Below are 14,618 nucleotides of genomic sequence, written 5' to 3' on the forward strand. Positions count from 1 at the left end.
TACCACAGCCGATGTCAGCCGATTTCACACCGACAACGATCGACGACCTCGAGCCCGAACGGCGGCCGTCGTTCGCTCTCGCGCTCGTTCCGGTGCTTGCGGTCGTCGCCTTCCTCGGCGTCGGATCGGCCGTTCTCGGCCTCGATCCGCACGTCCCGCTGCTCTGGAGTATCGTCTTCGTCGGCGCGTTCGGTCGCTATCTGGGCTACAGTTGGTCCGAACTGTCCGACGGAATCTCGAGCGGCCTCCTGATGGGGCTACAGGCGCTGTTGATCATCTTTACGATCTACGCACTGATCGCCACGTGGGTCGACGCCGGGACGATCCCGGCGATGATGTACTACGGCCTCGAGTTGCTCACCCCGACGGTGTTCCTGCCCGTTGCCGCGATCCTGGCCGCCGTCGTTGCGTTCTCGATCGGGTCCTCGTGGACGACGGTCGGGACCCTCGGCGTCGCGTTCGTCGGGATCGGTGCGGGGCTCGGCGTCTCCGGACCGCTCACCGTCGGTGCGGTCATCTCGGGTGCCTACGCGGGCGACAAGCAGTCCCCGCTGTCGGACACGACCAACCTCGCAGCCGGCGTGACGAATACGCCGCTGTACGACCACATCCGCCGGATGCGAACGGGGACGGCCATCGCGTTCGGCCTCTCGGTACTCGGATTCGCCGCGCTCGGCCTGCGGGCCGGCGGCGAGATCCCGGCCGGCCGCATCGTCGAGATTCAGACCGCACTCGCGGGCACGTACGACCTCTCCGTACTCGCTTTCCTGCCGCTCGTGGTCACTTTCGGCCTCGCGCTCTATGGCTACCCCGCGCTCCCGACGCTCGTGGCCGGCGTTTTCGCCGGCGTCTTCACCACGATTCTCGTCCAGGGCACCGGCTTCGTCGCCGCGTGGGAAGTCTTCATGAGCGGCACCGCCCCCGAGACCGGGACCGACCTCGTGAACGAACTCCTCGCGACCGGCGGCCTCACCGGCTCCGCGTGGACGATCACCGTCGTCGTCGCCGCGCTCTCTCTCGGCGGCCTCCTCGAGCACATCGGCGTGCTGGCCGTCCTCTCCCACCGCCTCTCGCAGGGCGTGGGGAGTTCCGGCAGCCTGATCGCCGGCACCGGGCTCTCCGCGATCCTCATCAACGCGCTCACCGCCCAGCAGTACATGAGCATCGTCCTCCCGGGACTGACGCTGCGAAACCTCTACCAGGAGTTCGGCCTCGACAGCGAGGAACTCTCGCGGGCCGTCGAGGCCGCCGGGACCCCCACCGGCGCACTTCTTCCGTGGCACGCCGGCGGCGTCTTCATGGCCTCGGCGACCGGCGTCCCCACCCTCGAGTACGCGCCGTTCTACCTGTTCGGCTTCCTTTCGCCGCTCGTGCTGTTCGCGATGGCCCTGACCGGTCGCGGCGTGCCGACGACCAGCCGGGCCGAGCGGACCCAGACCGCGGACTGAGCCGCGTGTCGGCGTCACAGCCACTACTGTTTTGCTTCGACGAAAGATTGCTCTCGTTCGGTTCCGGGTACGGAGTCGTCCGAATCGGCCCGCTCGAGCCGATCGGCGACGGGGACGCGGGCTTTGAACGCCGCGAGTATCACGGGGCCGACGACGTCGAAGAGGGAGATGCCCCCGACGACGCCACCAGCGCGGTCACGGGATGCAGACTCGAGAACCGACAGGGCGATGCGGAGAACGACCAGCGAGACGGTCTCAGGGGCCGGTTTTAGAGGTTCGCGTAGGCCTCGTCGACCATCTCGCTCGTCGTCTCGACGATCTCCTGCCAGTTCTCGTCGTCGGGAGCGATACCGAGCAATCGTGCGATCTTCATGATCGAAACGTGGTAGACGACCTGCCGGCCCGGTTCTTCCTCCCAGACGACGACGTTACAGGGGAACAGCGCGCCCATCTGCTCGGTCACGTCCAGTACTCGATCCGCCATCTCGGGGTTACAGGCTCCGAGCACGTAGTACGGATCGCGGTCCGCGTCGACCTTCTCGTTGAGCAGTTCCGACGGGGAGAACTCAGCCGGAACGCCGAATCCCGCCTCGGTGAACACCTCGCGGGTGTGCTCGATGGCCGCCTCGTGGTCCATCTCGAGTACCGCGCGGTGTTCGCCGTAGTCCGCCGGCTCGATCTGCGTCGGGTCGATGGGAAGTGCCATAGGCCACGGTTGGTCGTCCCTGCCCTTAATCGGTCCCGTCGATCGACTCGTTGGGCGGCGACCACCGGGTCCCTGCTACAGCGGGACCGGCAGCCACTCGAGGAACCGAATCACGACCGCCGGATCGAACAGCGGATCGTGCAGGACGAGCCAGTCGAGCAAGACGAGGCCGCCGCCGTGGGCGACGACCGATGGGAGGATCGAATTCGACTTGTAGTCGACCGCGCCGAAGAGGATATCCGTCGGCCCCGACAGCAGGAACTCGATGGGCGGCTTCGAGGCGTGGTGGAGCATGTAGACGACGGGGCTGATGAAGACGGCGGCGAACCCGATCTCCCTGACGCCGACACAGAGCAGGCCGCGGTAGTAGGTCTCGGCGGCCAGCGCGAGAACGAACAGTTTGATCGCGTGCGGGACGAACGACCCGGGCGCGGCCGAGGTCTCCCAGATCGGGTAGAACGCCCGGATCGTCGGCAGCGTCGAGCCGACGACGTAAAACGGGACGACGAACAGTCCGAGAAGGACTGTATTGCGTACCGCGGTCCGATCGATACGCCAGCCGATGCGGTTTCCGTGGGCGAGCCCGAGCGCGAGCGGTCCCCCGATCAGGAGGACAGCGTCGACGACGATCCGCTGGTCGAGATCGCTGGGAACCAACCGCATCCACAGCACCGTCACCACGGCACCGACCAGCAACGCCCGCTGAATCCACGAGAGGCGCATGCGCTTGCGGAGCCAGTGATCGTCGCGTTGTCCCGGCTCGGAGGCCACGGGTTACTCGTCTGCGGTCGGCACCGGCCCGGTCCCGATCACGTCCCGAACGTGGCCCTCGAACTCCTGATGGCGCTGGAAGTACGTCTCGTCGACCGACTCGAGGACGGTCGACAGCTCGCGGGGACCGTCGGGCGTTCGGATGACTGCGTCGCCCTCGAGTCGGTCGACCTCGCTCTTCTCCTTCGGCCACGCCAGTCGCGAACTGACGCGGGCGAGCGGCGTGCCCTCGACCGGGGTTCTCTCTCCGAGCGAGACTGCCGGCTCGGCTTCCTCGTCCTCGTCGCTCATAGGGGGTCGTTTGCGAGGGCGGCGATTCAAGCTTTCGTTTCCGCGGGTCCCATCGAGTCACACACCGGTTACCTCTCCGACAACCGAGGTGTGTCTGACGTATCGTTTTGTGATGGGACGCCGAACGACTGTCTATGACAAGCCTGACGGAGGCCTACGACGGGACGGCACCGGGGGTGACGAGTCGCCGACTGTACGCGGGGACATCACTCGTACTCCTCGGCGCGGTCCTCGCTGTCGTGGCCGTACTCGTGGCGACGACCGATCTCTTCGGCGGGTACGCGGTCGCGCTCTCGGGGGAGCTGGCCGCCCAGTTCGCGACCGTCCGCGCCGCGGGCGTACTGGCCGGGCTCAGCGTCCCGACCGCCCTCGTCGGCGTCTTCGTCGTACTGCCGGCCAGCCGTCGCGTCCAGGCCACGGCCGCGATCAGCGCGAGCCTCTGTCTGCTCGGCGTCGCGCTCTTCTGGCACGCCTACCCCCAACACTGGCGCTACGGCGGCAACCAGCTCACGCTCGAGGTCTCAGCCATCTACCTGCTCGGGCTCCTGCCGGCGATCTGGTGTCTGTTCAGCGCCGTCGCCACCTTCAAGATGCGCAACGATCCCGGCGGCAACCTCCAGATGAACGTCACCCGTCACAACAAGACCGTCCTCGAGGTCGAGGACTCGAGCGACGCGGGCGGACTCGGCGGCATCGGTTTCCTCGGCGGGACGCCGGACGGAGACGTCGAAACGCAGACCAACGCCGACGACGGGAACGCGTCCGAAACCGACCGAACGACGCTCTCATACGATGAGGGCTCGTCCACCGGCCGATCGTCGCGAGCGTCGGGCGGCTCTGCAACCGGATCGACTCCCGGCCGGACCGTCGGCGCTGCGACCAGCGACGGCGGCTCCGCCGCCTCGGACCTCTCCTCGCCGCTCGAGACGGGCGACGGCCACGACGCGGAAATTGTCGAGTCGGCGACCGAGACGCCGGCCGAACCGACGGACCGCTACTGCGGGAACTGCGAGCACTTCGAGTACGTCCGCTCCTCGGAGGGGATGGTTCCCTACTGTGCCCGCCACGAGACGGCGATGGACGACATGGACGCCTGCGACGAGTGGTCGCCGAACCGCCGGTGACTTCCTCCCCACCCTACTCGCTCACGGCTGACGCGGTTCGCTCCTTGAGGGTAGCGTGAGACCAAAGGTCTCACGGACCATGCGAACGGGCGCTTCGCGCCCGTGAGCAGATGGGGCTTCCTGTTTCTACGACGCGCTTTGCAGGAACCGAATGGGTTCCCGTAGGGAGCGCAGTCTCCGCAGGCGGTGATTCGGGACAGCCCGTCCCTACTTGCTTCAGTCCGCGTACCAAGATGTTGTAGGCCGCGTTCCAGTCCCTGTCAGCGGTGAAGCCACAGGAAGGACAGGAGTGTTCGCGGACCCACAACGGTTTGTCGGTCGAGACACCGCAGGGCGCACACTCTTTGGTCGTTCCGGCCGGATCGACGGCGACGAAGTGCGTGCCTTCGCGTTCGCACTTGTACTCGAGCATCCGCAGGAACGTTCCCCACGCTGCTCCGGCACGGTTCCGGCTGTTCGACGGGAGCTCCATCAACCCCTTCGCGTCGAGATCTTCGACCACCACGAGATCGTACTCTCGAGCGTAGTGGTTCGAGAGTTTGTGCAAGAAGTCGCGGCGCTTTCGTTTCAGGTCGGCGTGACGTTTGGCGACGACTCGCTGTTGCTTGCGGTAGTTCGACGACCCGTGTTCTTTCCGCGAGAGCTTGCGTTGCTCGCGCTCCAGTCGCTCGCGTTCGTCGGAAAGGTCCGGCGACTCGACGGCTGTTCCGTCGCTGTCGTGAGCATACTTCAGGATGCCCACGTCAATACCGACACAGTCCTCGAGTGTCTTGGGCTTCGGCGGTGCGTCGTCCTCGGTTTCGATTCCGAGAACGGCGAACCACTCGCCGGTCGGTTCTTGCTTGACGACGACCTCTTTGATCGTGGAGTCGTCGGGAACGTCGCGGTGGTAGACCATCGGAATATCGCCGATTTTGGAAAGAGAAAGTACAGTACGGCCACTCGTGTTTTTGAGTTTGAAGCCGGTTTGACTGTACTTGATCGAGCGATATTCCTGCGGGGGCTTCCACTTGAGTTCGCCGACGCGGTAGCCGTTGTTCTTTCGCGCCTTCAGTGTCGAGAGGTTGTCGTACAGTCGCTGTACGACCTTCTGCAGCACCTTCGAGTGGACTTGTTTCAGGTCGGTCCACCAGTTCTTGAGGTCGGGAAGGACTGACTGCTCGGAGTATGCCGAGGTTCCGTTCTCTCGGTTGAGGCGGTGCAGAAAGTGGTTGTAGACCTGTCTGCAGGTATCGACAGTCCACGCTAACCGTTCGTGGAGTTCGTCGGTCGGGTTGAGCCGATACCTGTAGTTGTAGCGCATGGTTTACTCGTCTTCGTCGTTTGGATCGGAGACGCGGACGACTTTGACAGTGCTACCTCGCCACCGCTTGGGAACGAGCACGTGAGCCCCGTTACCGGTTGGTTTGACTTCGGCTTCGTGGACTTCGTGGCCTTCAACCTCGTACCGATCCATTACCAATGTTTAAACTGAGTAGAAACATAAAACTACCGATGGTGTGGGCCTGCGGGCCTGCTGTAGAACAGTCCAAGAAAGACGAGCGGCGTTGACGAGACGCGGAGCGTCTCGTTCGCACACCAGAAACCTTCGATTTCTGGGGACGCTGTATCCCCTCCCTGCTCGCGCCTTCGGCGCTCGCTGAGGAAGGGGCATTAGCGCCTCGATTTAGGTAAAGCGGTCTCCACTCCGACCGCGACGGCCGCGCCGCGGGACGGTCGACCGCGCCCGCTTCCGGCGCGAGCTTAGATACCGAGCGTCTTCCGGCCCATCTCGAAGCCCCACTGGGGGATCTCGAAGACGACCAGAGCGACCAGTACCAGTTCGGCGACGGTGACGAGCACCATCATCAGATCGGCGCGCTTGCTGCTGACCGCGACGCCGATCGGCAGCCCGAACTCCTTCTTCCAGAGCGGGTAGAACAGCGCGATCCCCCGCTTGCTCCCCGCCACGTCGAGGACGTAGTGGGTCAACACGCCGATCCAGACGTACTCGAGGTTGCCGAACACGTACGGAAAGGCGACGAACGCCGCCAGAATCGGCAGATTGTGCAGCGTCTTCCGGTGCTTGCCGAAGGCGGTGTCGACGTCCGGAAACAGCGCCCCCAGCGAGACCGGCACGCCGATCATGATCATCGTTCGAAACGTCTCTAGATCCCCCGCCGGCTCGAGCAGATACCCCAGTCCGATGCTCAACAGAACGGCGTTGAGCACGTGACCCTTCTTGTTCATCTACCCGCATCTGGGGAGCCGACGGGGGAATAGTTTACTCTCGAGACTGTCACTGATCCGTGTCAATTCGGCTGCGCGACGGCTCCGAAATCGAGGTCGGACGGACCCGTTTCTCCAGTTCAGCGCGCCTCGAGTTCCGCGAGCAGGTCCGTGAGTGCCTGCTCGACGGTCGCGGCGCGGACGTCCGCGCGGTCGCCGTCGAAGACGTAGCGGGAGACGGTCGCGTACGAGTCTTCGGACCCCCACGGCCCCGCGTAGGAGACGCCGATGTAGACGGTGCCAACCGGATTCGCTTCGGTGCCGCCGGTGGGGCCGGCGACGCCGGTCGTCGAGACTCCCCACGTTACGTCCGCTACGTCGCGGACGCCCCGCGCCATCTCGCGGGCCACGGGTTCGGAGACGGCACCGTGTTCGTCGAGGGACTCCCGGCTGACGCCGAGGTAGCGACGCTTGGCGTCGTAGGCGTAGGTCGTCAGCCCCGAATCGAAGTAGTCGCTCGCGCCCGGGACGGCGGTGATCGCGGCACCGATCAGGCCGCCGGTACAGGACTCGGCGACGGCCAGCGTCTCCTCGGCGTCCCGCAAGGCGTCGGCGATGCCCATCGGTAGCTCGCGGTCGATTTCGTCGTTCATGCTCGAATCGAGGGGCGGAATCGTTGTGAAAGCGAGGGTTGCCGGCCCAGTGCGGGTCACTGCTCAACTGGTTCGGCCGAACTCGAGCGGCCGAATTCCTCGCGCTCGGTGCGGAAACGAAAAGCCAAACCAGCAGCGGCCGCCCAGTACCCACCATGAACTACGAGACGCCGCTTTTCTTCCAGGTCATGGAGTACGCGGACGCGGCGGACCGCGATGTCATCGACATGGTCAGCGGGAACCCCGACTGGGAGCCCCCCGAGGCGCTCCGGGACGGCCTGCGCGAGTACGCCGACCTCGAGCCAGATCGGTTCCAGTACCCGCCAAGTGAGGGGCTGCTCGAGTTGCGCGAGGAGATCGCAACCCGGCGCGGCGTCGACGCCGAGCAGATTATCGTCACGAACGGCGCGGGCGAGGCGAACTACCTCGCGATGGCGCGGGCCCTGGAGCGAGACAGCGGGAACGAGATCCTGCTGACCGATCCCGTCTATCCCTACTATCCCGGGAAGACGACGATGCTCGGCGGAACCCAGCGGTTCGTCACGACCGACGACGACGGCCAACTCGACCCCGACGCCGTCCGCGCGGCCGCGACCGAGGAGACCGCTGCGATCGTCGTGACCACGCCGAACAACCCGACCGGCGCGGTCTACCCCGCCGAGACGATGCGGGAACTCGTCGCCGTCGCCGAGGCGTACGACGCCATCCTGATCAGCGACGAGGTCTACGACCACTACGACCTCTCGGGTGCGTTCGCGAGCGCCCTCGAGACCGATTCGGCCAACCGGATCGTCACGAACGCGTTCTCGAAGTCCATGGCGATCACCGGCGTTCGGGTCGGGTACGCGATCCTCCCGCCGGAACTCGTCGACGACGCCAAGAGCCGCCACATGCTGGTCAACGTCGCGACTACCCGCCCCGGCCAGTACGCGATCCTGAAGGCGTTACGCGAGACGGGGCCCGACTACTACGAGCGCAACCGCGAGCGCCTCCGCGAACGCGTCGCGACGTTTACCGACGCGCTCGAGGCGGCGGGTGCCGAGTACACCCGTCCCGAGGGATCGTTCTACGTGATGGCCCGCTTCGACAGCTATCCCGGCACGCTCGCGAACGTCGAGCGACTGATCGACGAGGCCGGCGTGGCCGGGATGCCCGGTGAGGCCTTCGGCGACTCGCGAACGGAATGGCTGCGTTTTGCCCTCGTGACCCCGCGCGTCGAGGAGGCGGCCGAGCGGTTGGCGGCGTACTTCGACTGATACGGATTGCTGTACCGATGTACCGGCGCAATCGCCGCCCGGGTCGCGGTTGCGCCGGAAATGACGTACAGTAAACCGTATGACCGGCCGATGCCGACCGATCGGCGACGGTGACAGTCCGGCCGAAATACCGATACGGCGGGAATGCAACTCTCCCGGTAATGCTGCTCGCGGCCGTTGTCGCGGTATTCATCCTGACCCAACTGGCGTACTTCGTCGGCAACTGCGCGCTGGTGACGCTGCTCGTTCGCCGATCCGATGCCGTCATCGACGACGGCACCCTCGAGCGGGTCGTCGCCGAGGCGACCGAACGCGACCGGAAGCGGCCACTGGCGAGAGCTGACGGTGGTTCGGGTGCAGGTATCGCACCCTCGCCGATGGGGACGGAACGGCCGGCAGACGGGCCCCGGTCCGGGGCCACGTCGAACTGTCGGCTCCCCGCGTCGACGGTCCGTCGAATCCGCGTTCTGGTCCCGATCCACCGCGAGCGACCGGCCGTCCTCGAGGCGACCCTAGACAACATCGCCGCCCAGCGATACCCGACCGCGAGCGTCTCCGTGTACGTGATCTACGAGCCCGACGACGAGACCGTACCGGCGGTCCGCGAGGCGGTCGCCGCACGCGAGGACGACCTTGCCGTCGAGTTCGTCGCGGTCGACCGGGCGGCGCTCGCGGCCGACCGCTCGCCCGGCGACTGGACCTTCAGCGGGACGGGCGTCCCGCGGACGAAAGCCGCCGCCCTGACCTACGCCTTTACCACGCTCTCGTTTTCGGCCGACGACGTCGTGACCGTCTTCGACTCGGATACACAGGTGCCCCTCGACACGTTCGAACTCGCTGCCGCCGGTCTCACGGAATACGACATTGTCCAAGCCAAACAGACCGCGCGAAACGTCGACGACGGCCCCCTCCCGCTGCTCGAGTCGATGGGGATCGCGGCGTGGTCGGACCTGGTCTATGCCAACTCGACCGGCGGCCCCTACCAACTGCTGGGAAAGGCCTACTTCGTCTCGGCCGGCGTACTGTACGACCTCGACCGGTGGCAACTCGATGCCGTGACCGAGGACATGGCCCTCGGCGTCGCGGCCCACGAACGGGGCTATACGCTCGGTGTCATGGACCGCTACGTCCAAGACCTCTGTCCCGCGGACCTCGAGGCCTGGATCACACAGAAACGCCGCTGGGTTCGGGGTCCATACAGGCACCTGCTGACGCCGGGCTGGTCCGGCCTCGAGCGCGGGCGGTTCTGGGCGGGAACCGTGTTGACCCAACTTCTGTCGGTAACGAACGTCCTCGGGCTGCCGGTCGGGCTGGCCATCCTGTGGCTGACCCTCACCGGCTCGGCGGGAACCGTCGTTCCGGCGGCATTGCTCCCGCTGGTCCTGTTCAACGGCGTCGTCTGGTGCTACTACAGCTGGGGGTCCTATCGTGCGGCCTGGGAGGCGGTCGGCTTCGAGAGCCGATGGGGGCGACTCCGGTACTCGCTGGTTTCGAATCCGTTCACGCAGGCCCTGTACGCGACGCTGTGGGCCGTTCCGGTCTGTCTGGCGTTGATCGACGCCGTCCGCGGCGTCGCGCCGACGTTCGACGTGACGCCCAAGCGATAGCCCACGATCGCCGAGTTAGCGACCGCAAGCAACCGACGAATACTCGTGTTCGGACCGGGAACCGGGACGCATGAGCGGCATCGACGTCGAACCGGTCGACGAAGCGGAGCGAGACGAGAGCGACGGCGACGCACACTCTATCGAGGTGACCCCGACCGACTCGGTCGACGACGCGGAGACGAGTGAGCGCGAGACCGTCGATGTCGAACCGTCCGACGAACCGATCGGCGGCCCCGAGTACGTCCTCTACGGCGGGAAAGGCGGCGTCGGGAAGACGACGATGGCAGCCGCGACCGCGCTCGATAGCGCTCGCGGCGGCACCCGAACCCTGGTCGTCTCGACCGACCCGGCCCACTCGCTCTCGGACACGTTCGAGACCGATATCCCGTCCGACCCCGGCCGCATCCGCGACGACATTCCCCTCTACGCGGCCGAGATCGATCCGGAGGCCGCCATGGAGCGAGGCGAGACGCCGTTCGGTGGCGCGGGAGCCGAGGCAGATGCGGGCACAGACGCGGACGACCCCTTCACCGGCGGCGCGAACGGGCTCGGCAGCGAGAGTTCACCCTTCCCCGGCAGCGAGGGAGCCGAGGGCGGTCCCCTCGGCGGCCTCGGCGAGATGCTCGGCGGCGAATCGCCGATGGACGCCCTCTTCGGCGGCGCGATGCCCGGCGCGGACGAGGCGGCGGCGATGCAACTCCTGCTCGAGTACATGGACGACGAGCGCTTCGAGCGCGTGATTGTCGACACGGCCCCGACGGGCCACACCCTCCGATTGTTGCAGTTGCCCGAGATCATGGATACCATGATGGGCCGGCTCGTGAAATTCCGCCAGCGCATCGGCGGCATGCTCGACGGCGTCAAGGGGATGTTCGGCGGTGGCGACGATCTCGACGACGACAGCGACCTCGAGGATTTAGAGGTACTGCGCGAGCGCATCGAGCGCCTGCGAGCGGCTCTGCGAGATCCCGCGCGGACGGACTTCCGGATCGTCATGGTCCCAGAAGAGATGAGCGTCTTCGAATCGAAGCGGCTGCGCCAGCAGCTCCGCGAGTTCGAGATTCCGGTCGGCACCGTCGTCGTCAACCGGGTGATGGAGCCGCTGTCGAACGTCACCGACGACGTCGACGGCGAGTTCCTGCAGCCGAACCTCGACGACTGCGAATTCTGTCAGCGGCGGTGGGACGTCCAGCAGGGTGCCTTGGCCGAGGCCCAGGACCTCTTCCGCGGCACCGACGTTCGGCGGGTTCCCCTCTTTGCCGAAGAGGTCCGCGGAGAGGGGATGCTCGAGGTCGTCGCGGCCTGTCTGCGGTAGCTCCGCGGTCGCCGTCACGGCCGTTCTCGCCGCGTTCGTCGGTCCGATCGTCCGACTCGCGTACGCCCGCGTCTACCTCAGAACCGCCCGAGTACCCAACCGGACGCTGGCGGTGGTAACGGGCGCGAGAAGTCGGAGTGGATAGCGACCTGAGCGGCCGGACCCGAGTCGGCTCCGGCCGTCGAGACGAGATTCGGCGAGAAGCGACGGCTCGGACGACTGCCGGCGGACGCCGTCAGGTCGAGGCTACGTCGAGTCACTCCACGGGGACGACCGTTACCGGTCGATCGCTATCGAGAATCACCGCCTGCGCGACGCTCCCGAAGAGCACCTTGCCGACCGGCGACCGACTGCGGACGCCGACGACGATCAGGTCGCTGTCGTACTCCGCGGCTGCCTCGAGGATCGTTTCCGCGGAGTCGCCCGTCGCCGTTCGGACCGTCCACTCGAGACCGCCGTCCTCCAGTACGTTGACCGCCGCCTCGACCGATCCGGGGAGCGCCTCGTCTCCTTGTAGGCGCTCCATCTCGTCGGCGTACTCCTCGGCGAACCCGCCCGCCGCCCACTCGGCGTCCGTGCCGCCAGCGTCGTCGCGGACATGGAGCACGTCGACCGAGACCTCGGTCGCCGCTGCCGGGAGATCGCAGACGGCCACCGCTTGGGCCCGCGCTCGCGATTCGGTTTCGTCGACGGGAAGCAACACGCGGTACATGTATCTCCGTTCGAGATCGAGACGGATAGTGGTTTCAGCGGTCGTCTGTACCGTCGTCTGTCCGGTACTCTCGAGGCTCAGTCGTCTCCTTCGCCATCGCCGTCCTCGTCCCACTCGCCGCCGACGCGGTCGACACCCATCATCGACTCGCCCGGATGCTCGGTGAACACGACCTTCATGTTCTCGTCGGGGACGTCGAAGGTGTCCCCGAGATAGGTCATGGTCGCCAACGCGAACGCGCGTTTGCGCTCGAGTGATCGGCCCTGTCGAATCTCGGCGTCGAGAAACACCAGCGGGTCGTCGACGGCGCGCCCGAGGTGGAGATCCCCGGGATCGCGGTCCCGGATCGTCACGGCGACGTGGCCCGCGGTCGTCGCCATCTCGTCCGTGTAGAGGTCCGTGACCCGGTCAGCGATGGTGGTTTTCTCCGCGCCCGACAGCGACAGCGTCGTCTCGAACTGCAACAGTGGCATAGCTCGGCTTGTCCGGCCAGCGTCTTGTGTGTCCTGTTCGTTCGTTTCCGTTCGGTTCGGTAACGTAAGCGATCACTATTTATACGGCTCCTCGTGGGAGCAACGCGGAGAATGGTGAGGGAGCGAGAGTCGGCCACCGAATCGGCCTCTCGGCGGTTGTGGGCGTACTTGTGGACCGTCAACGCTCGGACGAAGGCGTATCTCGCGCTCGACGCGCCGGCTATGATCGCGGGCATGGACGATCTGACGGCCGAAGAACGACGCCTCGCACGGCGGGTATTCCCCGACGGCGGTCGCGATCGGGCGACGAATGAGGGGACTCGATCCGGCGGCGAGACCCCCAGCGGCGAGGACTCCGACGGCTCTGGCGGTGGTGACCGCGGCGACCGTGGCGACGACGGCGGCTCGCCGTTCGATGTCGGCGGCACCTATCGACTCCGTCAGCGGATCGGTTTCGTCCTCGGGCCCGTCCTGTTCGCGCTCATTTTCCTCTCGCCGACACCGGACGGACTCTCGGCCGCGGGGAAGGCCGTCGCCGCCGTCACCGCGTGGGTCGCCGTCTGGTGGATGTCCGAGGCGATTCCGATCCCCGCGACATCGCTGCTGCCGATCGTTCTGTTCCCGCTGACTGGGGCGCTCCCCGTCGCGGAGACGACGCCGTCCTATGGCCACCCGCTGATCTTCCTCTTCATGGGCGGGTTCTTCCTCGCGATGGCGATGCAGCGGTGGGGACTCCATCGGCGAATCGCCCTGCGGACGATCAAGGCCGTCGGCACCGAGCCCTCGCGGCTCATCCTCGGGTTCATGCTCGCGACGGCCTTCCTCTCGATGTGGGTCTCGAACAGCGCGACCGTGATGATGATGGTCCCCATCGCGCTGGCGGTCATCTACCAGACCGCCGATCTGGTCGATGAAACCGGTCTCGAGGTCGACACCAGCGAAGGGAACTTCTCGTTCGGGATCGCGCTGATGCTGTGTATCGCCTACGGGGCCTCGGTCGGCGGCGTCGCGACGCTGATCGGGACCCCTCCGAACGTGCTCTTTGCCGGACAGGCCGACGCGCTGTTCGGTCAATCGGTGTCGTTCGCCGAGTGGATGCTCTACGGCGTCCCCATCTCGATCGTCGGCCTCGTCGCCGTCTATGGCTACGTCACTCGAGCCGTCTCACCCCAGTTCGACGAACTGCCCGCCGGTGCGGACACGATCGACCGCGAACTCGAGCGGCTCGGATCGATGAGTACGCAAGAGCGGCTGGTCGCCGTGGTCTTCGTCGGGATGGCCGTGGCGTGGATCGGCTCGAGCCTGCTCGATCCGCTCCTCGGCGTCACGCCGCCGGAAGACGCCGACACGATCGTCGCGATCGGCGGCGCACTGGTCCTGTTTACGCTCCCGACGACGACCGCCGAAGGCGACCACACCTTCCTGCTCGACTGGACGAACGCCGTGGACATCCCGTGGGGCGTCATCCTCCTGTTCGGCGGGGGGCTCTCGATCGCCAACGCCTTCGGCGAGACCGGCCTCGCGGCGTGGATCGGCGAGGGACTCGGCCTCCTCGAGGGGGTACCGATGATCGCGATCCTGTTCGCCGTGGTGGTGATGACGATCTTCCTGACGGAGGTGACTTCGAACACGGCGACGACGGCGATGCTCATGCCGATCCTCGCGGGCGTCGCGGTCGGGATCGGCGTCCACCCGTTCGGGTTGATGATCGCGGGCGCGACCGCCGCCTCGTTCGCATTCATGCTCCCGGTCGCGACGCCGCCGAACGCGATCGTCTTCGGCAGCGGCTACATCACGCTGCCCCAGATGGCCAAGATCGGCGTCGGGCTCAACGTCATCGGCATCGTCCTGATCACACTCGTCGCGGTCGGCTGGCTCCCGATCGCGTGGGGGATCGATATCGGAACGCTCCCGACGGAGTTCGTGGATGCGTTCCAAGGATAGGTAGCGGGAGGACACCGATTGCGACCGCGAGCGCCGGCGGCGCGAGCGGGCCGACGACTGACCCGAAAGCCGCGCAACGCGCGGCTGGAGGGGAGGGAAGAGTGCTTTTG

16 protein-coding genes are annotated in these 14,618 nt (G+C 66.4%); 7 read left to right on the plus strand and 9 right to left on the minus strand.

Features of this window, described 5'->3' with window-relative positions; genetic code table 11:
- Positions 1-11 precede the first annotated feature (11 nt).
- Both arcD and ACJYUO_RS13520 read left to right on the plus strand, forming a co-directional pair.
- Positions 12-1,448, plus strand: coding sequence for an arginine/ornithine antiporter ArcD (gene arcD, locus ACJYUO_RS13515; RefSeq protein ID WP_494345876.1), 1,437 nt, complete (start codon positions 12-14; stop codon positions 1,446-1,448).
- A 5-nt stretch (positions 1,449-1,453) separates the two neighbouring features.
- Positions 1,454-1,720: a hypothetical protein gene (locus ACJYUO_RS13520; protein ID WP_494345877.1), complete on the plus strand. Its 267-nt coding sequence runs from the start codon at positions 1,454-1,456 to the stop codon at positions 1,718-1,720.
- Here the strand turns inward: ACJYUO_RS13520 and ACJYUO_RS13525 are convergent.
- The 3 genes from ACJYUO_RS13525 to ACJYUO_RS13535 form a co-directional block, all read right to left on the minus strand.
- Entirely contained in the window at positions 1,717-2,154 is a 438-nt protein-coding gene (locus ACJYUO_RS13525) for a DUF302 domain-containing protein (RefSeq protein ID WP_494345878.1), read from the minus strand. The genes ACJYUO_RS13520 and ACJYUO_RS13525 overlap by 4 nt on opposite strands.
- Positions 2,155-2,229: 75 nt before the next feature.
- Positions 2,230-2,877 (minus strand): CPBP family glutamic-type intramembrane protease, encoded by a 648-nt coding sequence (locus tag ACJYUO_RS13530; RefSeq protein WP_494345996.1) that lies wholly within the window; start codon positions 2,875-2,877, stop codon positions 2,230-2,232.
- A gap of 51 nt (positions 2,878-2,928) precedes the next feature.
- The gene (locus ACJYUO_RS13535) at positions 2,929-3,216 is read right to left on the minus strand and encodes a DUF5789 family protein (protein WP_494345879.1); all 288 of its coding nucleotides are present in this window, start codon (positions 3,214-3,216) and stop codon (positions 2,929-2,931) included.
- Positions 3,217-3,350: 134 nt separating this feature from the next.
- Here ACJYUO_RS13535 and ACJYUO_RS13540 point away from each other — a divergent pair, with 134 nt between their 5' ends.
- Positions 3,351-4,340, plus strand: coding sequence for a cell division protein CdpA domain-containing protein (locus ACJYUO_RS13540; RefSeq protein ID WP_494345880.1), 990 nt, complete (start codon positions 3,351-3,353; stop codon positions 4,338-4,340).
- Positions 4,341-4,410: 70 nt separating this feature from the next.
- Here the strand turns inward: ACJYUO_RS13540 and ACJYUO_RS13545 are convergent, their stop codons facing one another.
- The 4 genes from ACJYUO_RS13545 to ACJYUO_RS13560 form a co-directional block, all read right to left on the minus strand.
- Positions 4,411-5,643: an RNA-guided endonuclease InsQ/TnpB family protein gene (locus ACJYUO_RS13545; protein ID WP_494345881.1), complete on the minus strand. Its 1,233-nt coding sequence runs from the start codon at positions 5,641-5,643 to the stop codon at positions 4,411-4,413.
- 3 nt (positions 5,644-5,646) lie between these two features.
- Positions 5,647-5,796: a DUF2080 family transposase-associated protein gene (locus ACJYUO_RS13550; RefSeq protein WP_494345882.1), complete on the minus strand. Its 150-nt coding sequence runs from the start codon at positions 5,794-5,796 to the stop codon at positions 5,647-5,649.
- A gap of 287 nt (positions 5,797-6,083) precedes the next feature.
- A complete protein-coding gene (locus ACJYUO_RS13555) occupies positions 6,084-6,569 on the minus strand; it encodes a metal-dependent hydrolase (protein WP_494345883.1) in 486 nt (161 codons plus the stop codon).
- A gap of 119 nt (positions 6,570-6,688) precedes the next feature.
- Positions 6,689-7,201 carry a CinA family protein gene (locus ACJYUO_RS13560; protein ID WP_494345884.1) on the minus strand — a complete coding sequence of 171 codons (513 nt, stop codon included), beginning with the start codon at positions 7,199-7,201 and terminating at the stop codon, positions 6,689-6,691.
- A 155-nt stretch (positions 7,202-7,356) separates the two neighbouring features.
- Here ACJYUO_RS13560 and ACJYUO_RS13565 point away from each other — a divergent pair, with 155 nt between their 5' ends.
- The 3 genes from ACJYUO_RS13565 (at position 7,357) to ACJYUO_RS13575 (ending at position 11,379) form a co-directional block, all read left to right on the plus strand.
- Complete coding sequence (locus ACJYUO_RS13565; protein ID WP_494345885.1) at positions 7,357-8,457, plus strand: pyridoxal phosphate-dependent aminotransferase; 1,101 nt, start codon at positions 7,357-7,359, stop codon at positions 8,455-8,457.
- A gap of 161 nt (positions 8,458-8,618) precedes the next feature.
- Positions 8,619-10,064 (plus strand): glycosyltransferase family 2 protein, encoded by a 1,446-nt coding sequence (locus tag ACJYUO_RS13570; protein ID WP_494345886.1) that lies wholly within the window; start codon positions 8,619-8,621, stop codon positions 10,062-10,064.
- 70 nt (positions 10,065-10,134) lie between these two features.
- Positions 10,135-11,379, plus strand: coding sequence for an ArsA family ATPase (locus ACJYUO_RS13575; protein WP_494345887.1), 1,245 nt, complete (start codon positions 10,135-10,137; stop codon positions 11,377-11,379).
- Between the two features lie 256 nt (positions 11,380-11,635).
- On the opposite strand, the gene ACJYUO_RS13580 is transcribed toward ACJYUO_RS13575, so the two are convergent.
- Together ACJYUO_RS13580 and ACJYUO_RS13585 are read right to left on the minus strand one after the other, a co-directional pair.
- Positions 11,636-12,091 carry a universal stress protein gene (locus ACJYUO_RS13580; protein ID WP_494345888.1) on the minus strand — a complete coding sequence of 152 codons (456 nt, stop codon included), beginning with the start codon at positions 12,089-12,091 and terminating at the stop codon, positions 11,636-11,638.
- Between the two features lie 77 nt (positions 12,092-12,168).
- The gene (locus tag ACJYUO_RS13585) at positions 12,169-12,564 is read right to left on the minus strand and encodes a tautomerase family protein (protein WP_494345889.1); all 396 of its coding nucleotides are present in this window, start codon (positions 12,562-12,564) and stop codon (positions 12,169-12,171) included.
- 111 nt (positions 12,565-12,675) lie between these two features.
- Between ACJYUO_RS13585 and ACJYUO_RS13590 the strand changes: the two genes are divergently transcribed.
- Complete coding sequence (locus ACJYUO_RS13590) at positions 12,676-14,508, plus strand: SLC13 family permease (protein WP_494345890.1); 1,833 nt, start codon at positions 12,676-12,678, stop codon at positions 14,506-14,508.
- The last annotated feature ends 110 nt before the right edge of the window (positions 14,509-14,618 follow it).

The organism is Natrinema sp. CRL1, from assembly GCF_059162405.1.

What these genes read in the sequence shown, in the direction of transcription:
- arcD (WP_494345876.1), top strand. Translation starts at nt 12, where the DNA reads ATGTCAGCCGATTTCACACCGACAACGATCGACGACCTCGAGCCCGAA.
- ACJYUO_RS13525 (WP_494345878.1), bottom strand. Translation starts at nt 2,154, where the DNA reads ATGGCACTTCCCATCGACCCGACGCAGATCGAGCCGGCGGACTACGGC.
- ACJYUO_RS13530 (WP_494345996.1), bottom strand. Translation starts at nt 2,877, where the DNA reads ATGCGCCTCTCGTGGATTCAGCGGGCGTTGCTGGTCGGTGCCGTGGTG.
- ACJYUO_RS13535 (WP_494345879.1), bottom strand. Translation starts at nt 3,216, where the DNA reads ATGAGCGACGAGGACGAGGAAGCCGAGCCGGCAGTCTCGCTCGGAGAG.
- ACJYUO_RS13540 (WP_494345880.1), top strand. Translation starts at nt 3,351, where the DNA reads ATGACAAGCCTGACGGAGGCCTACGACGGGACGGCACCGGGGGTGACG.
- ACJYUO_RS13545 (WP_494345881.1), bottom strand. Translation starts at nt 5,643, where the DNA reads ATGCGCTACAACTACAGGTATCGGCTCAACCCGACCGACGAACTCCAC.
- ACJYUO_RS13550 (WP_494345882.1), bottom strand. Translation starts at nt 5,796, where the DNA reads ATGGATCGGTACGAGGTTGAAGGCCACGAAGTCCACGAAGCCGAAGTC.
- ACJYUO_RS13555 (WP_494345883.1), bottom strand. Translation starts at nt 6,569, where the DNA reads ATGAACAAGAAGGGTCACGTGCTCAACGCCGTTCTGTTGAGCATCGGA.
- ACJYUO_RS13560 (WP_494345884.1), bottom strand. Translation starts at nt 7,201, where the DNA reads ATGAACGACGAAATCGACCGCGAGCTACCGATGGGCATCGCCGACGCC.
- ACJYUO_RS13565 (WP_494345885.1), top strand. Translation starts at nt 7,357, where the DNA reads ATGAACTACGAGACGCCGCTTTTCTTCCAGGTCATGGAGTACGCGGAC.
- ACJYUO_RS13570 (WP_494345886.1), top strand. Translation starts at nt 8,619, where the DNA reads ATGCTGCTCGCGGCCGTTGTCGCGGTATTCATCCTGACCCAACTGGCG.
- ACJYUO_RS13575 (WP_494345887.1), top strand. Translation starts at nt 10,135, where the DNA reads ATGAGCGGCATCGACGTCGAACCGGTCGACGAAGCGGAGCGAGACGAG.
- ACJYUO_RS13580 (WP_494345888.1), bottom strand. Translation starts at nt 12,091, where the DNA reads ATGTACCGCGTGTTGCTTCCCGTCGACGAAACCGAATCGCGAGCGCGG.
- ACJYUO_RS13585 (WP_494345889.1), bottom strand. Translation starts at nt 12,564, where the DNA reads ATGCCACTGTTGCAGTTCGAGACGACGCTGTCGCTGTCGGGCGCGGAG.
- ACJYUO_RS13590 (WP_494345890.1), top strand. Translation starts at nt 12,676, where the DNA reads ATGGTGAGGGAGCGAGAGTCGGCCACCGAATCGGCCTCTCGGCGGTTG.